Raw genomic sequence first — 17796 nt, 5'->3', positions numbered from 1 at the left:
AGTTTTACTCCGAATCTTCGTCGAAAAGATCCTTTAGCTTGGCAAGACGTGGATCAACTTTTTGAGTACGCTCCTCAGATTCTTCATCTTCAGAAATCACCGACCATTCATTACCGGTAGGCATGATTCCTTTTGACTCCTCTTCGGGCGTTAAAATCTGCATCGGAACCTGAAGAATAATGTTATCTTCAACGGCTTCCGTGATATTCACTTTGTCATGATCAACTACAATCACAACTTCATCATCAGCATAATCATCCAGTTTGTCACCATCTTCAACATAGATTTCGCTAATCATAGTATCGATAGGCAATGTAACCGGCTGTAATGATCTTGACGATGGAACAACTAAGCTTCCTTTAATGGTGGCATCAATAATAACCGAACCATTATCGGCTGTTGCTAAACCTTTAAATTCAAACTTTGAACTATCAAGGACTTGTTCAGGAAATCTTTGTTTTAGGCTATCACTCAAATCGAGTATTTCGTCAAAAGCAAACGGTTCCTTATGTTTGCGTAACTCACTAAAATTCCAGCTCATTAACGTTCCTCCAATGCAACAGAAACAATTATACCATGTGGTCGTGCTTTGTCAACGTCTACTCCTTGACAACCTAAATAAAAATCGGTTTATTAGGAACTGAATCACTATTTTTCAATTGATAAACGTCATCTGCTCGCTGTGTGACTAAGTAATTTGAACGATAATCATCATTACTTAATCGTACAGCAAGTTTCTCACTAAGTCCTGTTTCTTTTAAATATTTGCGGCCCAATACTGAACTACCAAGCAATCTAGGCTTCAACTTCATATTATCATGTTCCGATTTTGTAAAGTTAAGTAAGATTGATGTACAGATTCTTTGCAGTTTAGTGTACGTATAACGTTTACTTTTTAATTGTTCAATGAAATCAGTGAGCCCATGACTACTTTTTATTACTTTTTTAATGCGAAATTCAATACCTTCATCAATATTAAATAAACTAGCTAAATCAGATTCCGAACTTACTAGAACTCGATACCTGATCAATGGCCAATACTGTTCAAAAGATGTTTGTGAATTATTCAATGTTCTAAATACATCGCTTGGAACTACTTGCTTAATATCATGTGAGTTTAACTGATTTTCCAATACAGATTTTCGAATAGCTGTTGCACTGGCAACACTACCTTTAACTTCTGTTGAATGAAAATCATTACCTATTCTTTGAATAGGTACCAGTTTAAACTGAGAATACAACTCATCCCACCAATGCGCATAATTAATTCCTAGAATATCATTGGCATCGTTAATCTTTTGGCCTGTTTGATCTTCTATATTTCTAAACAATTGTGTGGCATAAGATTCGTTTGAACGAACCGGTAGGTCTCGACTTTCTTTCAAATATCTACCTAGCTCTACAAAATCGAGCTGTGGATGTTCACTGCCAAAGGCTAGATAGTCAATTTGCATTAAATTAGCCATCATGATTCCAGCTTTAGCAAAATCATTTGCCGAGCTAATCACAAACTCAGTTGGAATTTCAATAACTAAGTCAACTCCATTTTCCAGAGCCCATTTAGTCCGGGTCCACTTATTAACAATTGATGGCTCACCACGTTGCAAAAAATTCCCACTCATAAATACGATAATAGTATCAGCATTAGTTAGCCGGCGTGCCTGTTCGATTAAATAAGCATGTCCATTATGAAATGGATTAAACTCCGCAATAATTCCGCATGTAGTCACTCTTACTTACCTCCGACAATTAAAAAACCATCGAGTACTTGTATCATCAGGCGTTGATTCACCAAAATTCGTTGTCACTTCAATCTGAGTAAAACCAGCTTGTTTTAAAGCATCTAAATATTCTGCTAATTCATATGTGGTTTCAGTGTGCAACTCATTAACCTTATCAAACATATCTTCTTTATTTTTAATAAAGAAAGTTAAATCATGTTCAACCCGATGACCTTCGTCCACTCCAAAACTACTCCACAAGAATGACTTATCTTCATCTTGATAATTAAACATATACCCTGGATAAATTTCGTCCGTTTGGTATGGTGTAATAACATCAAAGATAAATTGTCCGTCTTTCTTTAAATGCTGTGCAACTTGTTGGAAAGCCCCTTGAACGTCATTTAGACTTGGTAAATAACAAAATGAATCAGCATAACAAGAAACCACTTGATATTGTTCTAATCCCGACAGATCCAGCATGTTACCTTGAATAAGAGGTAAATCCACCCCTTCTTCAACCGCATGATTTTCAGCCAACGATAACATTTCCTCTGATAGATCAAAACCTGTTACGTCTTGACCCTGCTTAAGCAAATTAATCGCCAAGTGACCTGTTCCACAAGCTAATTCTAGCCATTTTAGATTCTTACCATGCACTCGACTATTTGTATAATCTAACCAATTCTGATACTCTTCTGGATCAAATAGCTCATCATAAAGCTGAGCAAAGGTTTGATAAATCATGCTTCAACCCAATTTGCTACATCAACAACATCAGCATCTGACCATAACTTTTCCAAATTATAGTATTTTCTTTGATCTGTTTGGAATATGTTAACAACAACGTCACCAAAATCAATTAGAATCCATTCAGAAGCTTTTTGTCCTTCAGCACGTAGTACAGGAACATTATTTTCTTTTGCAGCTTCTAAAACAGCATCGGCAATTGCTCCAACTTGACGTTCAGAATCTGCACTAGCAATTACAAAGTAATCAGCTAAAATACTTACCTTTTTCATATCTAAAGCGATAATATTTTCTGCACGTTTACTATCTGAGGCTTTAACAGCCATTTCTAAAATTTCTTTAATTTCCAAATTAGTTCTCCTATTTTTATAATTTAACCCTTTGAACCCAAGCGTTGTACGCATCAATCATTTCTGGGTAAATTGGTTTCTGATTTTCAACTAAATAACTTGTAGTGTGTTCCAATTGGTACAACACACCTTCTTGTAAACTCTTCGACGTTACTTCTCGGGCCTCTTTCACACCATCAAAATCACGGCCATCTTCAATGTAGTCAGCCACAAATGTGATTTGATCTAATAATGTCATGACAGGTGCTCCAATTGTGTGTCGACGAACAGCATTTAGGATTTCTTCATCATATATATTTAACTCTGACTTTATAATCTCAGCACCAACGACGCCATGCCAAATTGCATTACCATAATCCAATAGAATCGGTTTTAATTCATACTTATTAATATACTTTATAAATTCTGCATCTGATCTTTGTTTTGCGTAGTCATGGAGTAAAGCAGCAATACTAGCTTTTTCAATATCACCATTGTATTGTTCGGCTAATTCAACAGCCTTCTTTTCAACTCGTAAAATATGATTAAATCGGCTTTCGTTAACACTTTTGCTAACTCGTTCTATTAATTCTGATCTCGTATACTTAATATAATTATTTTGATACTCTAAGTCATTAACGTTCATATAAATGATGCTCCTTTATATAATCTGCAACTTTAGATGGGACTAAGTATTTAATCGACTGTTTTCGGTTCACTTTAGTTCTGATCAATGTTGAGCTGATGTCTAACTGAGGTGCATCGACCCATATAACTGGGTATTTAGAATACTCCATCTGAGTTCCTCGCCTAACACCTACAAATTGAACTAATCGAACTAAGTCGTCAATGCGATACCATTTTGGCAAATAATCAACCATGTCACTACCAATAATAAAGTAATATTCATTTTCAGGATGCTGCTGAACTAACTCTGACACAGTATCGAAAGAATAGCTTTTGCCTTTGCGCTCAAATTCTCGCAAATCCAGTTTAAATCCTGGATTATCTTCAATCGCTAATTTAACCATCTCAATTCGATTTTCTGCACGGATTGGATGCTTCTCATCCACATGAGGTGGTAAATAGTCCGGAATGAATAAAACTTCATCCAAACCTAATTGATCACGAACTTGTTCAGCCATTACTAGATGTGCTAAATGTGGTGGATTAAATGTTCCACCCATAATGCCAACTTTTTTTCGCTTTTTATCCTTTAAAGGTTGTTCAACCACTTCAACATCAGCAATAGTAGTTGTCTTTAAATTACTTACCACTCTGGTAGTCATCTTATTACATCCTTAATTACACTAATAAATTAGATATCAGCAACTTCATCTGAAATCCGTCTTTTATCTTCATCAATCGAGACTTTGAATAACACCAATACGCGTCCAATAATTTGGACAACTTGAATATCAGTTCGTTCTTCAATGAATGCTTGAACTTCCTTTGGTGAAACATCAGCTGATTGTTGTAAATTAATTTTAATCAATTCATGATTGTCTAAAGCCCCATCCAGTTGTTCAACCCAACTATCTGTTAGTCCATTTTTACCAACTGAAAACATTGGGTGGAAGCTATGAGCTGTTGCTCGTAAAAATCTTTTTTGTTTACCTCTTAATTGCATAAATTCCTCCATTAAATAAGTGCTGGTCTTGTAATTACTGAAATACCTTTAGGTGCCCAAGCTGTGATGCTGGCTCCACCATGAACGGTGATCCAACCTAAGCCTTCAAATACCACATCCGTTTTGCGCTCAGTTCTAAATGAGTGTGAAACTAATTCTGGTAAGTCTTTAAAGTTTTCAGCAGTTGGTGGAACTAAGAGCTCCCCCGCATGACGATCATAAAAGTCGTCTGCATTGCTTAGCTTAGTTCTATGGATATTTAAATTATTTTCAAAGTAAGTCGTTACAGGTCCCACAGAGTTAGTATAATCAAAACGAGCTAAAGCACCCATAAATAACGTTTGATTGTCATTTAATTGGAACACTTTGGGTTTGATTGTCTTTTGTGGTGCGATATATTTTAAATCTTGAGCTGCTAAAACATGAGCCATCTGATCATTGTGAATAATTCCGGGAGTATCAATCAAATTACTGTGTTCATCAAATGGAATTTCAATTCGATCTAATGTAGTTCCGGGAAAACGAGAAGTTGTAATAACATTATCAACTCCATTTTGCATTTTAATCATTTGGTTGATCAAAGTTGACTTACCAACGTTAGTAACACCAACAACATAAACGTCACGGCCTTTACGATAACGTTCGATTTGGTGTAATAATTCCTCAACCTGATGGTTATTTTTAGCACTTGTTAGTTGTACATCGATCGGTCTGAGTCCGTTAGCATGTGCTTGTTGTTTAACCCATTCTTTCATCTTGGAGCGTTTAATTGATTTAGGGAAGATATCCTCCTTATTCCCAACAATCATAACGGGATTATCACCAACGAAACGATGCAACCCTGGGATTAAGCTACCATTGAAATCAAATAGATCAATTACATAAACAATTAAAGCATCTGTATCCTGAATTTGGCTCAACAAACGTCTGAAATCATCATCAGTTAATTCGACTGGAACAATTTCATTGTAATGACGTAATCTAAAACATCTTTGGCAATATAATTCGCCACTTTCAATTCCCTTATCCAAAGCAGATTTAGGCGTGTATCCGGCCTTATCTTTATCTGTTGTTTGTAAGTGTGATCCACATCCAATGCAGATTAAATCCATATCAGTGTTATCCATTTATTTATCTAACTCCCTTTTCCATTCCATATCTGGGTACTTTTTACGTAAACTGCGCTTAATGAACTTTTCAAACCAGCGATTTATTTTAGTGTTCCATGCGTCTGTTGTTACTAAAGGTTTTACTAAAACACCACGAACGCCCGATAAATTAGACGCTACCATATCAGTAATATATTGATCTCCAACCATGATAACTTCTTGTTTAGTTAAATGATTATTACGCAACGCACGCATAATACCAACAGTTAATGGTTTCAAAGCCCGCGCCTGGTACTTCAATCCAAAACCTTCAACCGCTTTAGCGACCCGTTCATTACTATTATTGGAGACGACAATCACCTCAATTTGAGCTTGCTTTAACTCTTCAATCCACTGATGCAACTCTGGGGTGCCATCCGGGTTATCCCAGGCAATTAGAGTATTATCAAGGTCTGTCAGAACAGCTTTAATCCCCAAGCTTTTTAAATTATCGGTTGAAAGGTTATAAATTCTTTCAACCATCCAATGTGGTTTGAAAATGTGCATTATTCAATTCTCCTCTTTTGTCTATCCTTAGTATTATAGTAAAAATTACGCTACTTTGCATTCTTTGAAGCGGAATTGTTTAAATATCCTCATAAATATAATATGCTAACACTAAATATATAGGAGGTATTCGCTCATGAAAGCTTATGGTATGAAACAATTTGGTGATATTGATCATTTAAACGAGATAGAACTAGAAACTCCTCAACCAACAAAAGGACGTATTATAGTACAAACTAAGGCTATTTCATTAAATCCATATGATTTAACTGTTATCGATGGATCAGCTGCTGAATATCGACCAATCAATCTACCTGCTATTCCTACCAGTGATGTTAGCGGAATTGTTGTCGATAAAGACGAATCCGTAACTGAATTTGAAGTCGGTGACCGTATTGTCGGACGTGCCAACATTGGTGGACTGGCTGAGTTCGTTTCGGTTCCACACTTGAAAGCTACTAAAATTTCTGACAATATTTCATTTGAAACGGCCGCTGCCTTACCAAACGCAAGCATATCCGCATATGATATTGTACTGGACATTCTAAAAGATAAAAATATTGATCATAGCTTGGTTATTGGGGCAACCGGTGCAGTTGGAGCAACCACTGTTCAACTTTTGAAACAAGCTGGATCTACAGTATCCGGTGTTTTATCTTCCAAAAATAATGAATATGCCCAACAACTTGGAATAGATCAAATTATTAATTACGATCATGACCAGAATACCATCACTAAGAAGTATGATGTCATTATCAATTTTGCTCCAGTAACACCTAGTACCAGTTCATATGTGGAACATCTAAAAGAAAATGGTATTTTCATCTCAACTACCGGACTTGGTGATATCAATTTTAAAAATGCAATTGATTTTAACGATGTTGCATTTCACAACAATCGACGTGCTCTAGAATATCTCGTTCAACAAATTGATCAACAAAAACTGACTGTAAGGATTGCTGAGAAATTTAATTTTGATTTAACTTCAGTACAATCCGCTTTTAAAAAGCTATCCGAACATCATAAGCCGGGCAAACTCGTTATTGTACTATAACGAGTTTGAATCCATAAAAAAAGAACTGTAAACATGGTTTACAGTTCTTTTTGTCTGTAGTTTTATGCAAGTGCCTTTTTAGCTTCTTCAACAAGTGCTGTAAATGCAGCAGCATCGTTAACAGCTAAGTCAGCTAACATCTTACGGTTCATATCAATGTCAGCTTCTTTCAAACCGTGCATTAATTTGCTGTAACTAATGTCATTAAGACGCGCTGCAGCGTTAATACGAGCAATCCATAACTTACGGAATTCGCCTTTACGGTTACGACGGTCACGGAATGCGTACAAACCGGACTTCATAACTTGGTCTTTAGCAACCTTAAATTGAATATGTTTTGCACCGCGATAACCTTTAGCAAGTTTTAAAACGCGTTTGCGACGACGATGTGTAACTGTTCCACCTTTAACTCGTGGCATAATAATTCCTCCTCAAACTGGAAAACCAGTCTACTCTTTAAATTTGTTATTAATTACTTAGCTGTAGAAAGCATCTTTGTATAACGTTTGACATTAGTACTGTCCATCATACCCAACTTGCTTAATTGACGACGTTGCTTCTTTGTCTTACCGTGGAAACGGTGACTAGTATAAGCATTGGCACTCTTAAATCCACCATTTGCTGTTCGTTTGAAACGCTTAGCAGCAGCGCGGTTTGTTTTCATCTTAGGCATATCAATATTCCTCCAAATTAGTATTTATTACTTTTCTGCTATTGGTGCTAGCACAAGAAACATACTACGACCATCCATCTTGGGACGAGCCTCGACGGTAGCGATATCAGTAGTTTCTTTAGCCATTCTTTCTAACACTTGGCGACCAATCTCTTTATGAGTAATCGCACGACCTTTAAACCGAATTGAAACACGAACTTTATCGCCCTTTGATAAGAACTTTTGTGCATTTTTCAACTTGGTATTGAAATCGTTTGTGTCGATTGTAGGACTCAAACGAATTTCCTTAAGGCTAAATGTTTTTTGCTTCTTACGAGCTTCACGTTTCTTCTTTTGTTGCTCGAAGCGATACTTTCCGTAATCCATGATTTTGGCAACGGGTGGTTTAGCTTTGGGTGAAACTAAAACTAAATCTAAATTAGCAGTTTCAGCTAAACTCATTGCTTCGCTAGTTGTTTTGACACCCAATTGGTCACCATCGGCACCGATTAGACGTACCTCACGAGAACGAATACCGTCATTTACCATTACATCATTTGCTATGGTACTTCACCTCCATAAAAAAATCCGAGAAAGCAGAAAAACGGATGGCACAATGCCACCCGTTTTGTATTGATCAATATTTGATCATTCAACGACTTAGCCCAGCAATCAAAATTACAAGGCGAGAAGCGGTGGCTTCTGCTTTTATCTCAACGTTTAATAGAATACCAATTTAACAGCGGTTTGTCAAACTATTTTGATTCACGACTGTAGTTAGCAATCTCATCAACCAAATTGTTTACAAATACGTCGGAAGATTCATTCTTAGAATCATCTTGTCCGTACTTACGAACACTGACACTGTCATCAGCTACTTCGCTATCACCAACAACTAAGATATATGGAATCTTTTGTGTTTGAGCTTCACGAATCTTGTAACCCATCTTTTCATTACGGTGATCAACTTCTGCACGGATGTTTTCTTTAACCATCTTAGCCTTTAGTTGATCAGCATATTCGCCATGAACATCATCTTTAACTGGAATGATTGTTACTTGCTTAGGAGCTAACCATGTTGGGAAGGCACCTTTATAAATTTCCGTTAAGTAAGCTGTGAATCGTTCCATTGTTGAAACTAGTCCACGATGAATCATAACTGGACGATGTTCTTCACCATCGGCACCAACATAATGTAGATCAAATTGCTTTGGAAGCATGAAGTCTAATTGGATTGTTGATAATGTTTCTTCATTACCAAGAGCTGTCTTAGTTTGAACATCAAGCTTAGGACCGTAGAATGCGGCTTCGCCTTCTGCTTCAACATAATCCAAACCTAAATCATCCATAGCACCTTTCAACATTGATTGAGAATGGTTCCACATTTCATCATCATCAAAATACTTTTCAGTATTCTTTGGATCACGATAACTAAGACGGAATGAATAGTCTGTAATATCAAAGTCCTTATATACTTCAACCATTAATTGAAGTATTTGTTTAAATTCATCTTGAATTTGTTCTGGTGCAACGAATGTGTGACCATCATTAAGCGTCATTTCACGAACACGTTGTAATCCAGAAAGTGCTCCAGATTTTTCATAACGGTGCATCATGCCAAGTTCAGCAATCCGAATTGGCAACTCACGGTAAGAGCGAATATGATGCTTGTACACTTGAATATGTGAAGGACAGTTCATTGGACGTAATTCCAACATTTCACCATCACCCATGTCCATTGGTGGAAACATGTCTTCACGATAATGCTGCCAGTGACCTGATGTCTTATAGGCATCCAAGTTCATCAAAATTGGTGTGTAAACATGTTGGTAACCATTGTTCACTTCTTTATCAATGATATAACGTTCAATCGTACGACGAATTGTTGCACCGTTTGGCATCCAGTAAGGAAGACCAGCACCAACTTTTGGATCAACGAAGAATAAGTCTAGGTTATTACCAATCACACGGTGATCACGTTCACGAGCTTCTTTTTGACGTTCGATTTCTACTTCCAAATCTTTTTGCTTAAAGAAAGCTGTTCCATAAATTCTTTGAAGCATTGGGTTACTTGATTTACCTTCCCAATAAGCTCCGGCAACTGATAGTAATTTCAAAGCTTTAACATCACCAGAGTTTGGTAATACTACTGCATCACTGACGATTACATGATCTTTTACTTTATAGATTTGGATTTGTCCGTCAACAGCATTGCGTTTGATGATTTGAGCTTGGTATGGATCTCCATCAACTTGTTTTAATGCTTCATCAACAGCGATTTTTGATGGCTTCAACTCAATCTTTTCAGAAACCATTTCTTTCATACGATCTTGAATTGCTGGTAATTCGTCAACACTGATTTGCTGATCCTTTTTGTCTGTATCAGCATAAAAACCATGTTCAATATTACCAATTTCACCAAATTCTACATTTTGATAAATATCTTCAATTGCTGCAGTTAAAAGTACGGCAGCAGAGTTCCACATTACAATATTTGCATCATCGGAACCTTGAGTAATAATCTCAATTTTGGCATCTTTTTCAATTGGAGTATTGATAGCTACCATTTTTCCATCTAATTTTCCGACAACAGCTTTTTTAGCTAAACTAGTACTAATTGATTTAGCTACATCAAACACAGATGAACCATTGTCAAATTCTTTAACACTGTCATCTGGAAACATAAGTTTAATTTTTCCCATATCCATACTCTCCTTTAATTTTTATGTATAAAAAAATCCCTGGTATTTAAAATACCAGGGACGCAGAATTATTAATTTACGCGGTTCCACCCTCGTTGCAATGACAAAAAAGGTCATTACCACTTCATTATCCAATAACGGCGGAACCGGACTTGGATTTTCCCCAAGTCGTTGTTAAGCAAGTGGTAAAAGAATTGATGATTGGCTTTCAGTCACGGCCGCACTCCCTGCACTTATTCTTTCATGTCTTACTTATCACTTTATGAATATTTAATTACATTTTACTAAATAAAATGCTAATGTCAAATCTAATTTCGATGATTAGTGCCAACCATCTTAATTTCAGTAGACAAAAACTTAATACGTTCCATAATTCTTTTCGCTTTTAACGGCTCTGACTCACCCTTTTGATTAACTGTTAAATGCTCTGACTCAAGTTGAGCCATATCGAAGTTAGACGTAAAGAATGTGCACAATTCTTCTTGCATTCGATATTCTAAAATCACTCCTAAAACATCGTCACGAATCCAACTCGAAATGTTATCTGCCCCAATATCATCAATAATCAGAACAGGTGCTTTTTTAATTGCATCTAACTTATCAAAAGTATTGGTCTTTCCAATCGAGTTACGCATCTCAACCGCAAAACTTGGAAAATGGATAATAGTTGATGAATAACCATGGTCAGCAAGTTCGTTTGCCATCGCACCCATCAAATAAGTTTTTCCAACTCCAAAACTACCAGTTAGATATAATCCCTTATGAAAGTCTTTGGGTGCATCAAGAAATGACTGAACAAAGTCAATCACAGCATTTAAAGCGGCTGTCCGTTCTGGTTCTCGGTAATAATCTTCAAGACTGGCATTTCGAATTAGTTTCGGCATGTTAATCGATTTAACACGTTTTGCACGAGCTTGAGCTTGTTCTGATGCGATTAGTTTTTCAGTTGGTGTATATTCAATATCAATTAAATGATTACTTAAAACTAAAACTGGACGATACCCGGGCAATAATTCATTATGATTTTGATTAGCTTTATTTCGTTCATTCACAAATTCATATAACTTTGCGGCCCCACGATCCAATGCTTCTTTTGAGAGTTCATTTTTATGTTGTTCACAAAAAGCAATTACATCCGGATCAGAATAAACCTTGTCCATCACGTCAGTAAATCTTTGATCCAATTTACGTCGGTTCATTAATTCCTTTAAAGTCTCACGAACATTCTCCATGGTTATCCCTCCTTTTTATGTGTTTTTCTTAATTTACTAAGTTTATCATCTAGTTCTGAGTTTTGAACCGTTGCTTGTTTAGCAGTGCTTTCTTTTTTACTTGAAGATGAGTCTGCCCAATCCGGCAATGTCTCTTTTTTGATGACCGTTTTTTTATAAGTCTGCTGTCTTCTTGTTTGTTGCTTCTCAATTCTTTGCTTAATTTGCTTTAATGCACCTTCAGGAGTTTTTATGTTGCGCTTACTCCAATCATTTGCAATGGCATCAACAAAGTTTTTATTAAGTGTTGGGCGTTCTTGATCCACCAAAACATAATAAATCAGAAAATTGATTACACTAATTGGCAGAACCCCGTAAGAAACAACAGATTCAAGTACACGTTTCTCACTGCTAGTTGGGTACCCTCCAACCTCAGACTTGATTGATTGCAGAAAATCACTTGGATTATAGGCATAGCAAGCCTTCATGATTTCATTTTCAACAGCCGTCAAGCCAGTATCATCGACGCTTGGTTGCACCGGTTGTTCTTCTAAATCACTTTTAGCATTACCCTGTTGCTTAACTTTCAAATCAAATCTTTGCGCGATCAGTTGTTTCAATAAATCCGTATCAATTCGATTAGTTTCAAAGTTGGTTGCACTATTAATTATTTCTGCCATTTGGGTTTCAGAAATACCGTAAACGGTTTGCTCCACTTGGATTAAATGTTCATTTGCAACTAAATCATCCAAATTCAGATAACTCTTAGAAAGTAAGTTTCTCAATAGCCCAAAATCAAACTGTTGATTTAATTCGGACATAGATTCGTCACTACTAGAGTTAGAGTTGTCAAAACTTTGCTGAGATTGCTTTACCTTAGATAAGTTATTTGAAACACTATCCATACTAAAAATGTCGTCCAGTTTAGCTGAAACATTCGTATATCCATCCGTTGGAATTCGTTTGCTCTTGAATTGACTAACCAATTCATCAAAAGTATCGTTACCCACAACACCCAACAGAATTGTCGCCAAAAGATCCGACGTAAAGAAATCTTGCGGAGTTTTAGGTATCTTCAGTTCGTAAATAAACTGATTAATTCGGTTTGTAGTATCAACATATGTATCGAGTAATCCCAAAGCTTCAAGATAACTTCGGGCAGTATTAATCGCCTTAATATCGATTCCTAGCCAATTCAATAAGCGAATATGATTATACTGTTCACTTACAAATTGGCCCTGCTCTGCAATACTCCATAAACTATTTAATAGACTATATGCATCAGACGACATTAAGGGACGATAAAGAACCGTTAATGACTGACGTTCAATATCTGAAATCCCACGTTGACTTGTGACCACAAACTTATCGTTTGGGGCTAAACTATCAAACGTCATACTCATTAACTAGTCCTCCTTTTTATTATTTGCTCGTTCTTTTTTGATCATTTCTTGTAGTTCAGACATAAAGACATTCATGTCTTTGAATTGACGGTAAACACTGGCAAAACGAATATAGGCAATCTCATCAACATCGGCCAATAAATTCATGACGTACTCACCAATAATCTGACTTGAGACTTCACTCTCACCCAGTGCTCTGATTTTATTTTCTACTTTATCAACAATTGCTGTCATTTCGTCCATCTTAACTGGACGTTTTTCAGCGGCTCGAATAATCCCTCGTAAGAGTTTGTCACGATCAAATTCTTCACGGGCACCATTCTTTTTAATTACTAACAATGGTGTTACTTCAACACGCTCAAATGTTGTAAAACGAAAACCACATTTTTCACATTCCCGACGACGACGAATAACACGTCCTTCATCAGTTGGTCTGCTATCCACAACTCTTGATCCATTATTATTACAATGGGGGCATCTCAATTAGTTCCACCTCAATTTTTTCTTATATCCACTAGTTTATTATCAACAAGCCATTTTAACACTTGTTTTTGTGTATCGGCAACGGTGCCCGAGTTATCAATAACAATATCAGCATGCTTAACTTTTTGTTGTAAAGGCATTTGTGCCGTAATTCTTTTTCTTGCATCAGCCTGTGTTAGTTTATTTCGTCTCATTAATCGACTTAATTGAATTGACTCATCACTAGTCACAACCATTACAACATCGACCATGCCGGCATACCCTTCTTCAAATAATAAAGGGGCATCTAAAACCACCAAATTGTGGTTTTGATTTAGAGTTTTAATCTCATTCACTATTTTAGTTCTAATTGCTGGCTGGATAATTTGATTCAATTCCCTTAGTCTTGCTTCGCTACCAAAAACAATTTGCCCTAATTTCTTACGATCAATGCCTTTAATACCGGCTACATCAGATCCAAATTGTTCTTTGATAGCACTAATTACTGATAAATCAGATTCTAATACTTGATGTGCAATTTTATCAGCATCGACTATCGGAAATTCTAGTTCTGATAAATATTTGCTAATCATCGACTTTCCTGTCGAGATTCCACCAGTTAATCCTAAAAGCATGTTACTACCTCAATTTTTGACAATGTGGGCAAAAATGGGTTCCTCGTTGTGCAACTTTAATTTTTTTAATTAATGTTCCACATCGATGGCAAGGTTGTCCCTGACGTTGATATACATTTAGTTCATTTTGGAAGTTACCTGCATGACCATCTGCATTTAGATACGAGAAAACGGTAGTGCCTTTAAAATCGATTGCCTTTTTCAGCTCATCAATAATGTTCTGCCGTAGATTAACAATCTCTTCATCAGTCAATGTATTTGATGGTTGAAGTGGATGGATTTTGGTCATCCATAGCACCTCATCAACATAAATATTTCCCAGACCCGCGACATTATCTTGGTCTAATAGGAAGCTCTTCATCCCACGTTTACGGCTTCGAACACGTTGTTTCAAATATTCTACAGTCAATGTTTCCGGCGTTGGTTCCGGGCCAATTGTTTTAAGCCCGCCGATAGTAAACTCTTCTCCAGTTGGGACGAGATTCATTCGACCAAACTTACGAGTATCGTTATATCGTAAATCTTGGCCATTTTCTAATTCGAAAATAACATGATCATGTTTGTTTAATTCTTCACTATGATCATGAACAGAATACTTTCCTTCCATTCGCAAATGAGAAACTAACGTTAAATCATGATCAAATCTAAATAGTAAGTACTTTCCTCGTCGATCAATATCAATTATTTTGCGTCCCTTTAACATTGATGCAAACTTCTTAGCATCAGGAGTAACCATTTTGTCGTATCGGATCTCGACCTTTTTAATTGTTGCGCCCTTAACTAGTCCAACTAATCCTCGACGTACTGTTTCAACTTCTGGTAATTCAGGCATTTAAACATCTCCTACTTTGCTTCGTACCAATTATTTCCCCATGATGTTTCAACTTTAAGTGGCACATCTAATTTCATTGCTGAATCCATCACACTAGGAACCAACTGCTTAATCTCAGTCATTTCGTTATCTGGAACTTCAAAAATAAGTTCATCATGAACCTGTAACAACATTTTTGTTTTAAGATTTCTTTTTTCTAATTCGTTTTGCATTTTAATCATCGCTATTTTGATGATATCAGCTGCACTACCTTGAATAGGTGTATTCATCGCGGTTCTTTCAGCAAATGAACGCTGACTAAAGTTACTTGAGTTAATATCAGGTAAATAGCGACGACGATGTGAAATGGTTTCAACATAACCCTGGTCTTTTGCAATCTTCACCATGCCATCAACATAATTCTTCACACCGGGGTATTCAGCAAAATAAGTTTCAATAAATTGCTTAGCTTGCTTTCTTGTAATACCAATATTTTGAGAAAGGCCATAATCACTAATGCCATAGACAATTCCAAAATTAACTGCCTTAGCTTGACGTCTGATATTTGGAGTAACTTCGCTGGCATCTTTCAAACCAAAGATACGCATAGCAGTACTTGCATGAATATCTTGATCATTTTTAAAAGCCTCTTGCATATGCTTGTCGCCCGTCAAATGAGCTAAAACACGCAGTTCAACTTGTGAATAATCTGACGAAAGAATATGCCATCCTTCATGAGAAGGCACAAATGCCTGGCGGATTTTCTTCCCTTCTTCAATCCGAATTGGAATGTTCTGCAAATTAGGTTCAATTGAAGAAAGACGACCTGTTTGCGTTAAAGTTTGTAAATAAGTTGTGTGGACCTTTTGATCAGACGAATGAATCACTTTCAAAAGTCCTTCAACATATGTTGATTGAATCTTAGCAATTTGACGATAATTTAAAATATTGTCAATAATTGGAGATTCACCACGTAACTTTTCAAGTACATCCACAGCGGTAGAATAGCCTGTCTTAGTTTTTTTAATAATTGGCAAGCGCATCTTTTCAAATAGCACTACTCCCAGCTGCTTAGGTGAATTGATATTAAATTCTTCACCAGCCTCTTGGTAGATATCGTGTTCAATTTCGCTTAACCGCTCAGCAAACTCACTTTGCATCTGATGTAATCTATCTTGATTAACTTTGATTCCAGCAATTTCCATTTTGGCTAAAACAATCGCAAGCGGAAGTTCAATGGAGCTATATAATTCCAACTGCTCGTTTTGTTTCAAATCATCGTTAAGTTTTTCACCTAAGATGTTAAGTGCATGAACTTTACGAACCAAATGTTGAAAGAGAATTGTGTCATCATCTGGAATCGCACGTTTGGTTCCTGTGCCATAAACTTCAGAATCAGAATCAATATCCATATATCCATGTTCGTGGGCTAACTGTCCTAAATCATTCGAGTTATCGTTAGTATCCAACAAGTATGACTGTAGTAACACATCATATCGAATGTTATTAATGCTGATGCCTAATCGATTAAGACCCACGAATGTCCGTTTAGCATCAAATACATCAATACTGTAGTCTGCATCATTAAACATTTGAGTGAATACCGATTCATTTAACAGTTCAACATTCCGACTAACATAAAATGAATCATCTGTCCCAATTGCAAAGCCAGCAAATTCTGAAAGATGATAATTCTTGTCTGGCAATTCTAAATAGAAAGCTAGTTGTTTTGGTAACTCTTGTACTAACGATAAATTATCTTTAGTTAGTTCTGTATATTTAAGCTCTTTTTTCTCAACAGGTTCCATATCCGATTGCATATTCTTTAGGAAAGACTGAAAGTCCATTCTTTGATAAAAATCAATCAAATAGTCTTTGTTAGCACCTTTATATTGAACATCATCGAGCGTGATTTTAATCGGAGCATCCCGATTGATAGTTGCTAATTTTTTAGACAAAAAAGCGGCTTCTTTATCTTCAATCAAATGTTCCTTCATTTTGCTTTGCTTTAACTCATCAACATGGTCGTATAAGTTTTCAACTGATTCAAATTGATCTAAAAGCTTTAACGCCGTCTTTTCACCAACTTTAGTTACCCCAGGATAATTATCAGATGTATCACCTGCTAATCCTTTTAAATCAATAATTTGAGAAGGTGTGATTCCAAGTTTTTCTTTGACATGTGCTGGAGTGTATTCTTCTACCTCACTGACGCCCTTGACTGTCACAGCAACCGTTGTTTGGTCAGTTGTTAATTGAGTTAAATCACGATCTCCCGTAACAATTGTCACTTGATAACCATCATCTTCAGCTTCACGAGCTAAAGTTCCAATAATATCGTCAGCTTCATAGTCGGGTAACTCATATGACTTAATTCCATATCCAGTTAATAGTTCTCTCAAATATGGCATCTGTTCACTTAATTCTGGTGGAGTTTTGGAACGACCACCTTTATATTCATCAAACATTTTAGTTCTAAAAGTTGTTTTACCAGCATCGAAAGCCACTAACACTGCTGTAGGATCAAACATATCTAAAATATTATCAAGCATTTTATTAAAGCCATAAATAGCATTAGTATGTAGACCATCAGCGTTAGTAAATCGGCTCAATGAATTGTGCAAAGCAAAAAAAGAACGAAATGCTACGCTGTTTCCATCGATTAAAAGTAAGTTCTTCTCTGTCATATTTATCCCCCAGTTTCCTAGTGTTAATCATACCAAAAATATTGTTATTAATGAAATTAATATGAACCCCGAATTGTCAAATCAAGTGCAACAC

At 36.3% G+C, this 17796-nt stretch carries 20 protein-coding genes and 1 other annotated feature; of the genes, 1 reads left to right on the top strand and 19 read right to left on the bottom strand.

Translation table 11 applies throughout. The features are described 5' to 3' along the window. Positions 1 to 4: 4 nt before the first annotated feature. From IV88_RS03905 to IV88_RS03865, 9 genes are all read right to left on the bottom strand, one after another. Positions 5 to 541 carry a YceD family protein gene (locus tag IV88_RS03905; RefSeq protein ID WP_057798977.1) on the bottom strand — a complete coding sequence of 179 codons (537 nt, stop codon included), beginning with the start codon at positions 539 to 541 and terminating at the stop codon, positions 5 to 7. A gap of 73 nt (positions 542 to 614) precedes the next feature. After that, entirely contained in the window at positions 615 to 1730 is a 1116-nt protein-coding gene (locus IV88_RS03900) for a nucleotidyltransferase (RefSeq protein ID WP_057798975.1), read from the bottom strand. 6 nt (positions 1731 to 1736) lie between these two features. Next, positions 1737 to 2468, bottom strand: a complete 732-nt coding sequence (locus tag IV88_RS03895; protein ID WP_057798973.1) for a class I SAM-dependent DNA methyltransferase — start codon at positions 2466 to 2468, stop codon at positions 1737 to 1739. Continuing rightward, positions 2465 to 2821, bottom strand: coding sequence for a ribosome silencing factor (gene rsfS / locus IV88_RS03890; RefSeq protein WP_057798971.1), 357 nt, complete (start codon positions 2819 to 2821; stop codon positions 2465 to 2467). The genes IV88_RS03895 and rsfS overlap by 4 nt, the downstream gene beginning before the upstream one ends. 16 nt (positions 2822 to 2837) lie before the next feature. Continuing rightward, entirely contained in the window at positions 2838 to 3446 is a 609-nt protein-coding gene (gene yqeK, locus IV88_RS03885; protein ID WP_057798970.1) for a bis(5'-nucleosyl)-tetraphosphatase (symmetrical) YqeK, read from the bottom strand. Then, positions 3436 to 4089, bottom strand: a complete 654-nt coding sequence (locus tag IV88_RS03880) for a nicotinate-nucleotide adenylyltransferase (RefSeq protein WP_057798967.1) — start codon at positions 4087 to 4089, stop codon at positions 3436 to 3438. Before IV88_RS03880 ends, yqeK begins: the two co-directional genes overlap by 11 nt. A gap of 29 nt (positions 4090 to 4118) precedes the next feature. Further along, positions 4119 to 4430, bottom strand: a complete 312-nt coding sequence (gene yhbY / locus IV88_RS03875; protein ID WP_057798965.1) for a ribosome assembly RNA-binding protein YhbY — start codon at positions 4428 to 4430, stop codon at positions 4119 to 4121. An 11-nt stretch (positions 4431 to 4441) separates the two neighbouring features. Beyond that, positions 4442 to 5557 carry a ribosome biogenesis GTPase YqeH gene (gene yqeH / locus IV88_RS03870; protein WP_057798963.1) on the bottom strand — a complete coding sequence of 372 codons (1116 nt, stop codon included), beginning with the start codon at positions 5555 to 5557 and terminating at the stop codon, positions 4442 to 4444. Further along, a complete protein-coding gene (locus tag IV88_RS03865) occupies positions 5558 to 6085 on the bottom strand; it encodes a YqeG family HAD IIIA-type phosphatase (protein WP_057798961.1) in 528 nt (175 codons plus the stop codon). It lies immediately after the preceding gene. Between the two features lie 136 nt (positions 6086 to 6221). Here IV88_RS03865 and IV88_RS03860 point away from each other — a divergent pair, with 136 nt between their 5' ends. Then, positions 6222 to 7139, top strand: coding sequence for an NADP-dependent oxidoreductase (locus IV88_RS03860; protein ID WP_057798958.1), 918 nt, complete (start codon positions 6222 to 6224; stop codon positions 7137 to 7139). A gap of 62 nt (positions 7140 to 7201) precedes the next feature. On the opposite strand, the gene rplT is transcribed toward IV88_RS03860, so the two are convergent. From rplT to polA, 10 genes are all read right to left on the bottom strand, one after another. Next, entirely contained in the window at positions 7202 to 7558 is a 357-nt protein-coding gene (gene rplT, locus IV88_RS03855) for a 50S ribosomal protein L20 (RefSeq protein WP_057798956.1), read from the bottom strand. A 53-nt stretch (positions 7559 to 7611) separates the two neighbouring features. Then, the gene (gene rpmI / locus IV88_RS03850; RefSeq protein ID WP_057798954.1) at positions 7612 to 7812 is read right to left on the bottom strand and encodes a 50S ribosomal protein L35; all 201 of its coding nucleotides are present in this window, start codon (positions 7810 to 7812) and stop codon (positions 7612 to 7614) included. A gap of 27 nt (positions 7813 to 7839) precedes the next feature. After that, positions 7840 to 8340, bottom strand: a complete 501-nt coding sequence (gene infC / locus IV88_RS03845; RefSeq protein WP_057798952.1) for a translation initiation factor IF-3 — start codon at positions 8338 to 8340, stop codon at positions 7840 to 7842. Between the two features lie 41 nt (positions 8341 to 8381). Continuing rightward, positions 8382 to 8505: a sequence feature (ribosomal protein L20 leader region), on the bottom strand. A gap of 41 nt (positions 8506 to 8546) precedes the next feature. After that, positions 8547 to 10493, bottom strand: coding sequence for a threonine--tRNA ligase (thrS, locus tag IV88_RS03840; protein ID WP_057798950.1), 1947 nt, complete (start codon positions 10491 to 10493; stop codon positions 8547 to 8549). Positions 10494 to 10801: 308 nt separating this feature from the next. Further along, positions 10802 to 11725 (bottom strand): primosomal protein DnaI, encoded by a 924-nt coding sequence (gene dnaI, locus IV88_RS03835; RefSeq protein ID WP_057798948.1) that lies wholly within the window; start codon positions 11723 to 11725, stop codon positions 10802 to 10804. Positions 11726 to 11727: 2 nt separating this feature from the next. Then, complete coding sequence (locus tag IV88_RS03830; RefSeq protein WP_057798946.1) at positions 11728 to 13107, bottom strand: replication initiation and membrane attachment family protein; 1380 nt, start codon at positions 13105 to 13107, stop codon at positions 11728 to 11730. A gap of 3 nt (positions 13108 to 13110) precedes the next feature. Next, positions 13111 to 13590 carry a transcriptional regulator NrdR gene (gene nrdR, locus IV88_RS03825; protein WP_057798944.1) on the bottom strand — a complete coding sequence of 160 codons (480 nt, stop codon included), beginning with the start codon at positions 13588 to 13590 and terminating at the stop codon, positions 13111 to 13113. Positions 13591 to 13601: 11 nt separating this feature from the next. Further along, positions 13602 to 14204, bottom strand: coding sequence for a dephospho-CoA kinase (coaE, locus tag IV88_RS03820; protein WP_057798943.1), 603 nt, complete (start codon positions 14202 to 14204; stop codon positions 13602 to 13604). Between the two features lie 4 nt (positions 14205 to 14208). Beyond that, on the bottom strand, positions 14209 to 15036 hold the full coding sequence (gene mutM / locus IV88_RS03815; RefSeq protein WP_057798941.1) for a bifunctional DNA-formamidopyrimidine glycosylase/DNA-(apurinic or apyrimidinic site) lyase: 828 nt from the start codon (positions 15034 to 15036) through the stop codon (positions 14209 to 14211). 11 nt (positions 15037 to 15047) lie between these two features. Then, entirely contained in the window at positions 15048 to 17702 is a 2655-nt protein-coding gene (gene polA / locus IV88_RS03810) for a DNA polymerase I (RefSeq protein ID WP_057798939.1), read from the bottom strand. Between the last annotated feature and the right edge of the window lie 94 nt (positions 17703 to 17796).

It is taken from the genome of Pediococcus argentinicus (genome assembly GCF_001437605.1).
Classification (GTDB): Bacteria; Bacillota; Bacilli; order Lactobacillales; family Lactobacillaceae; genus Pediococcus; species Pediococcus argentinicus.
This window is presented reverse-complemented; position numbering and strand designations above follow the sequence as displayed.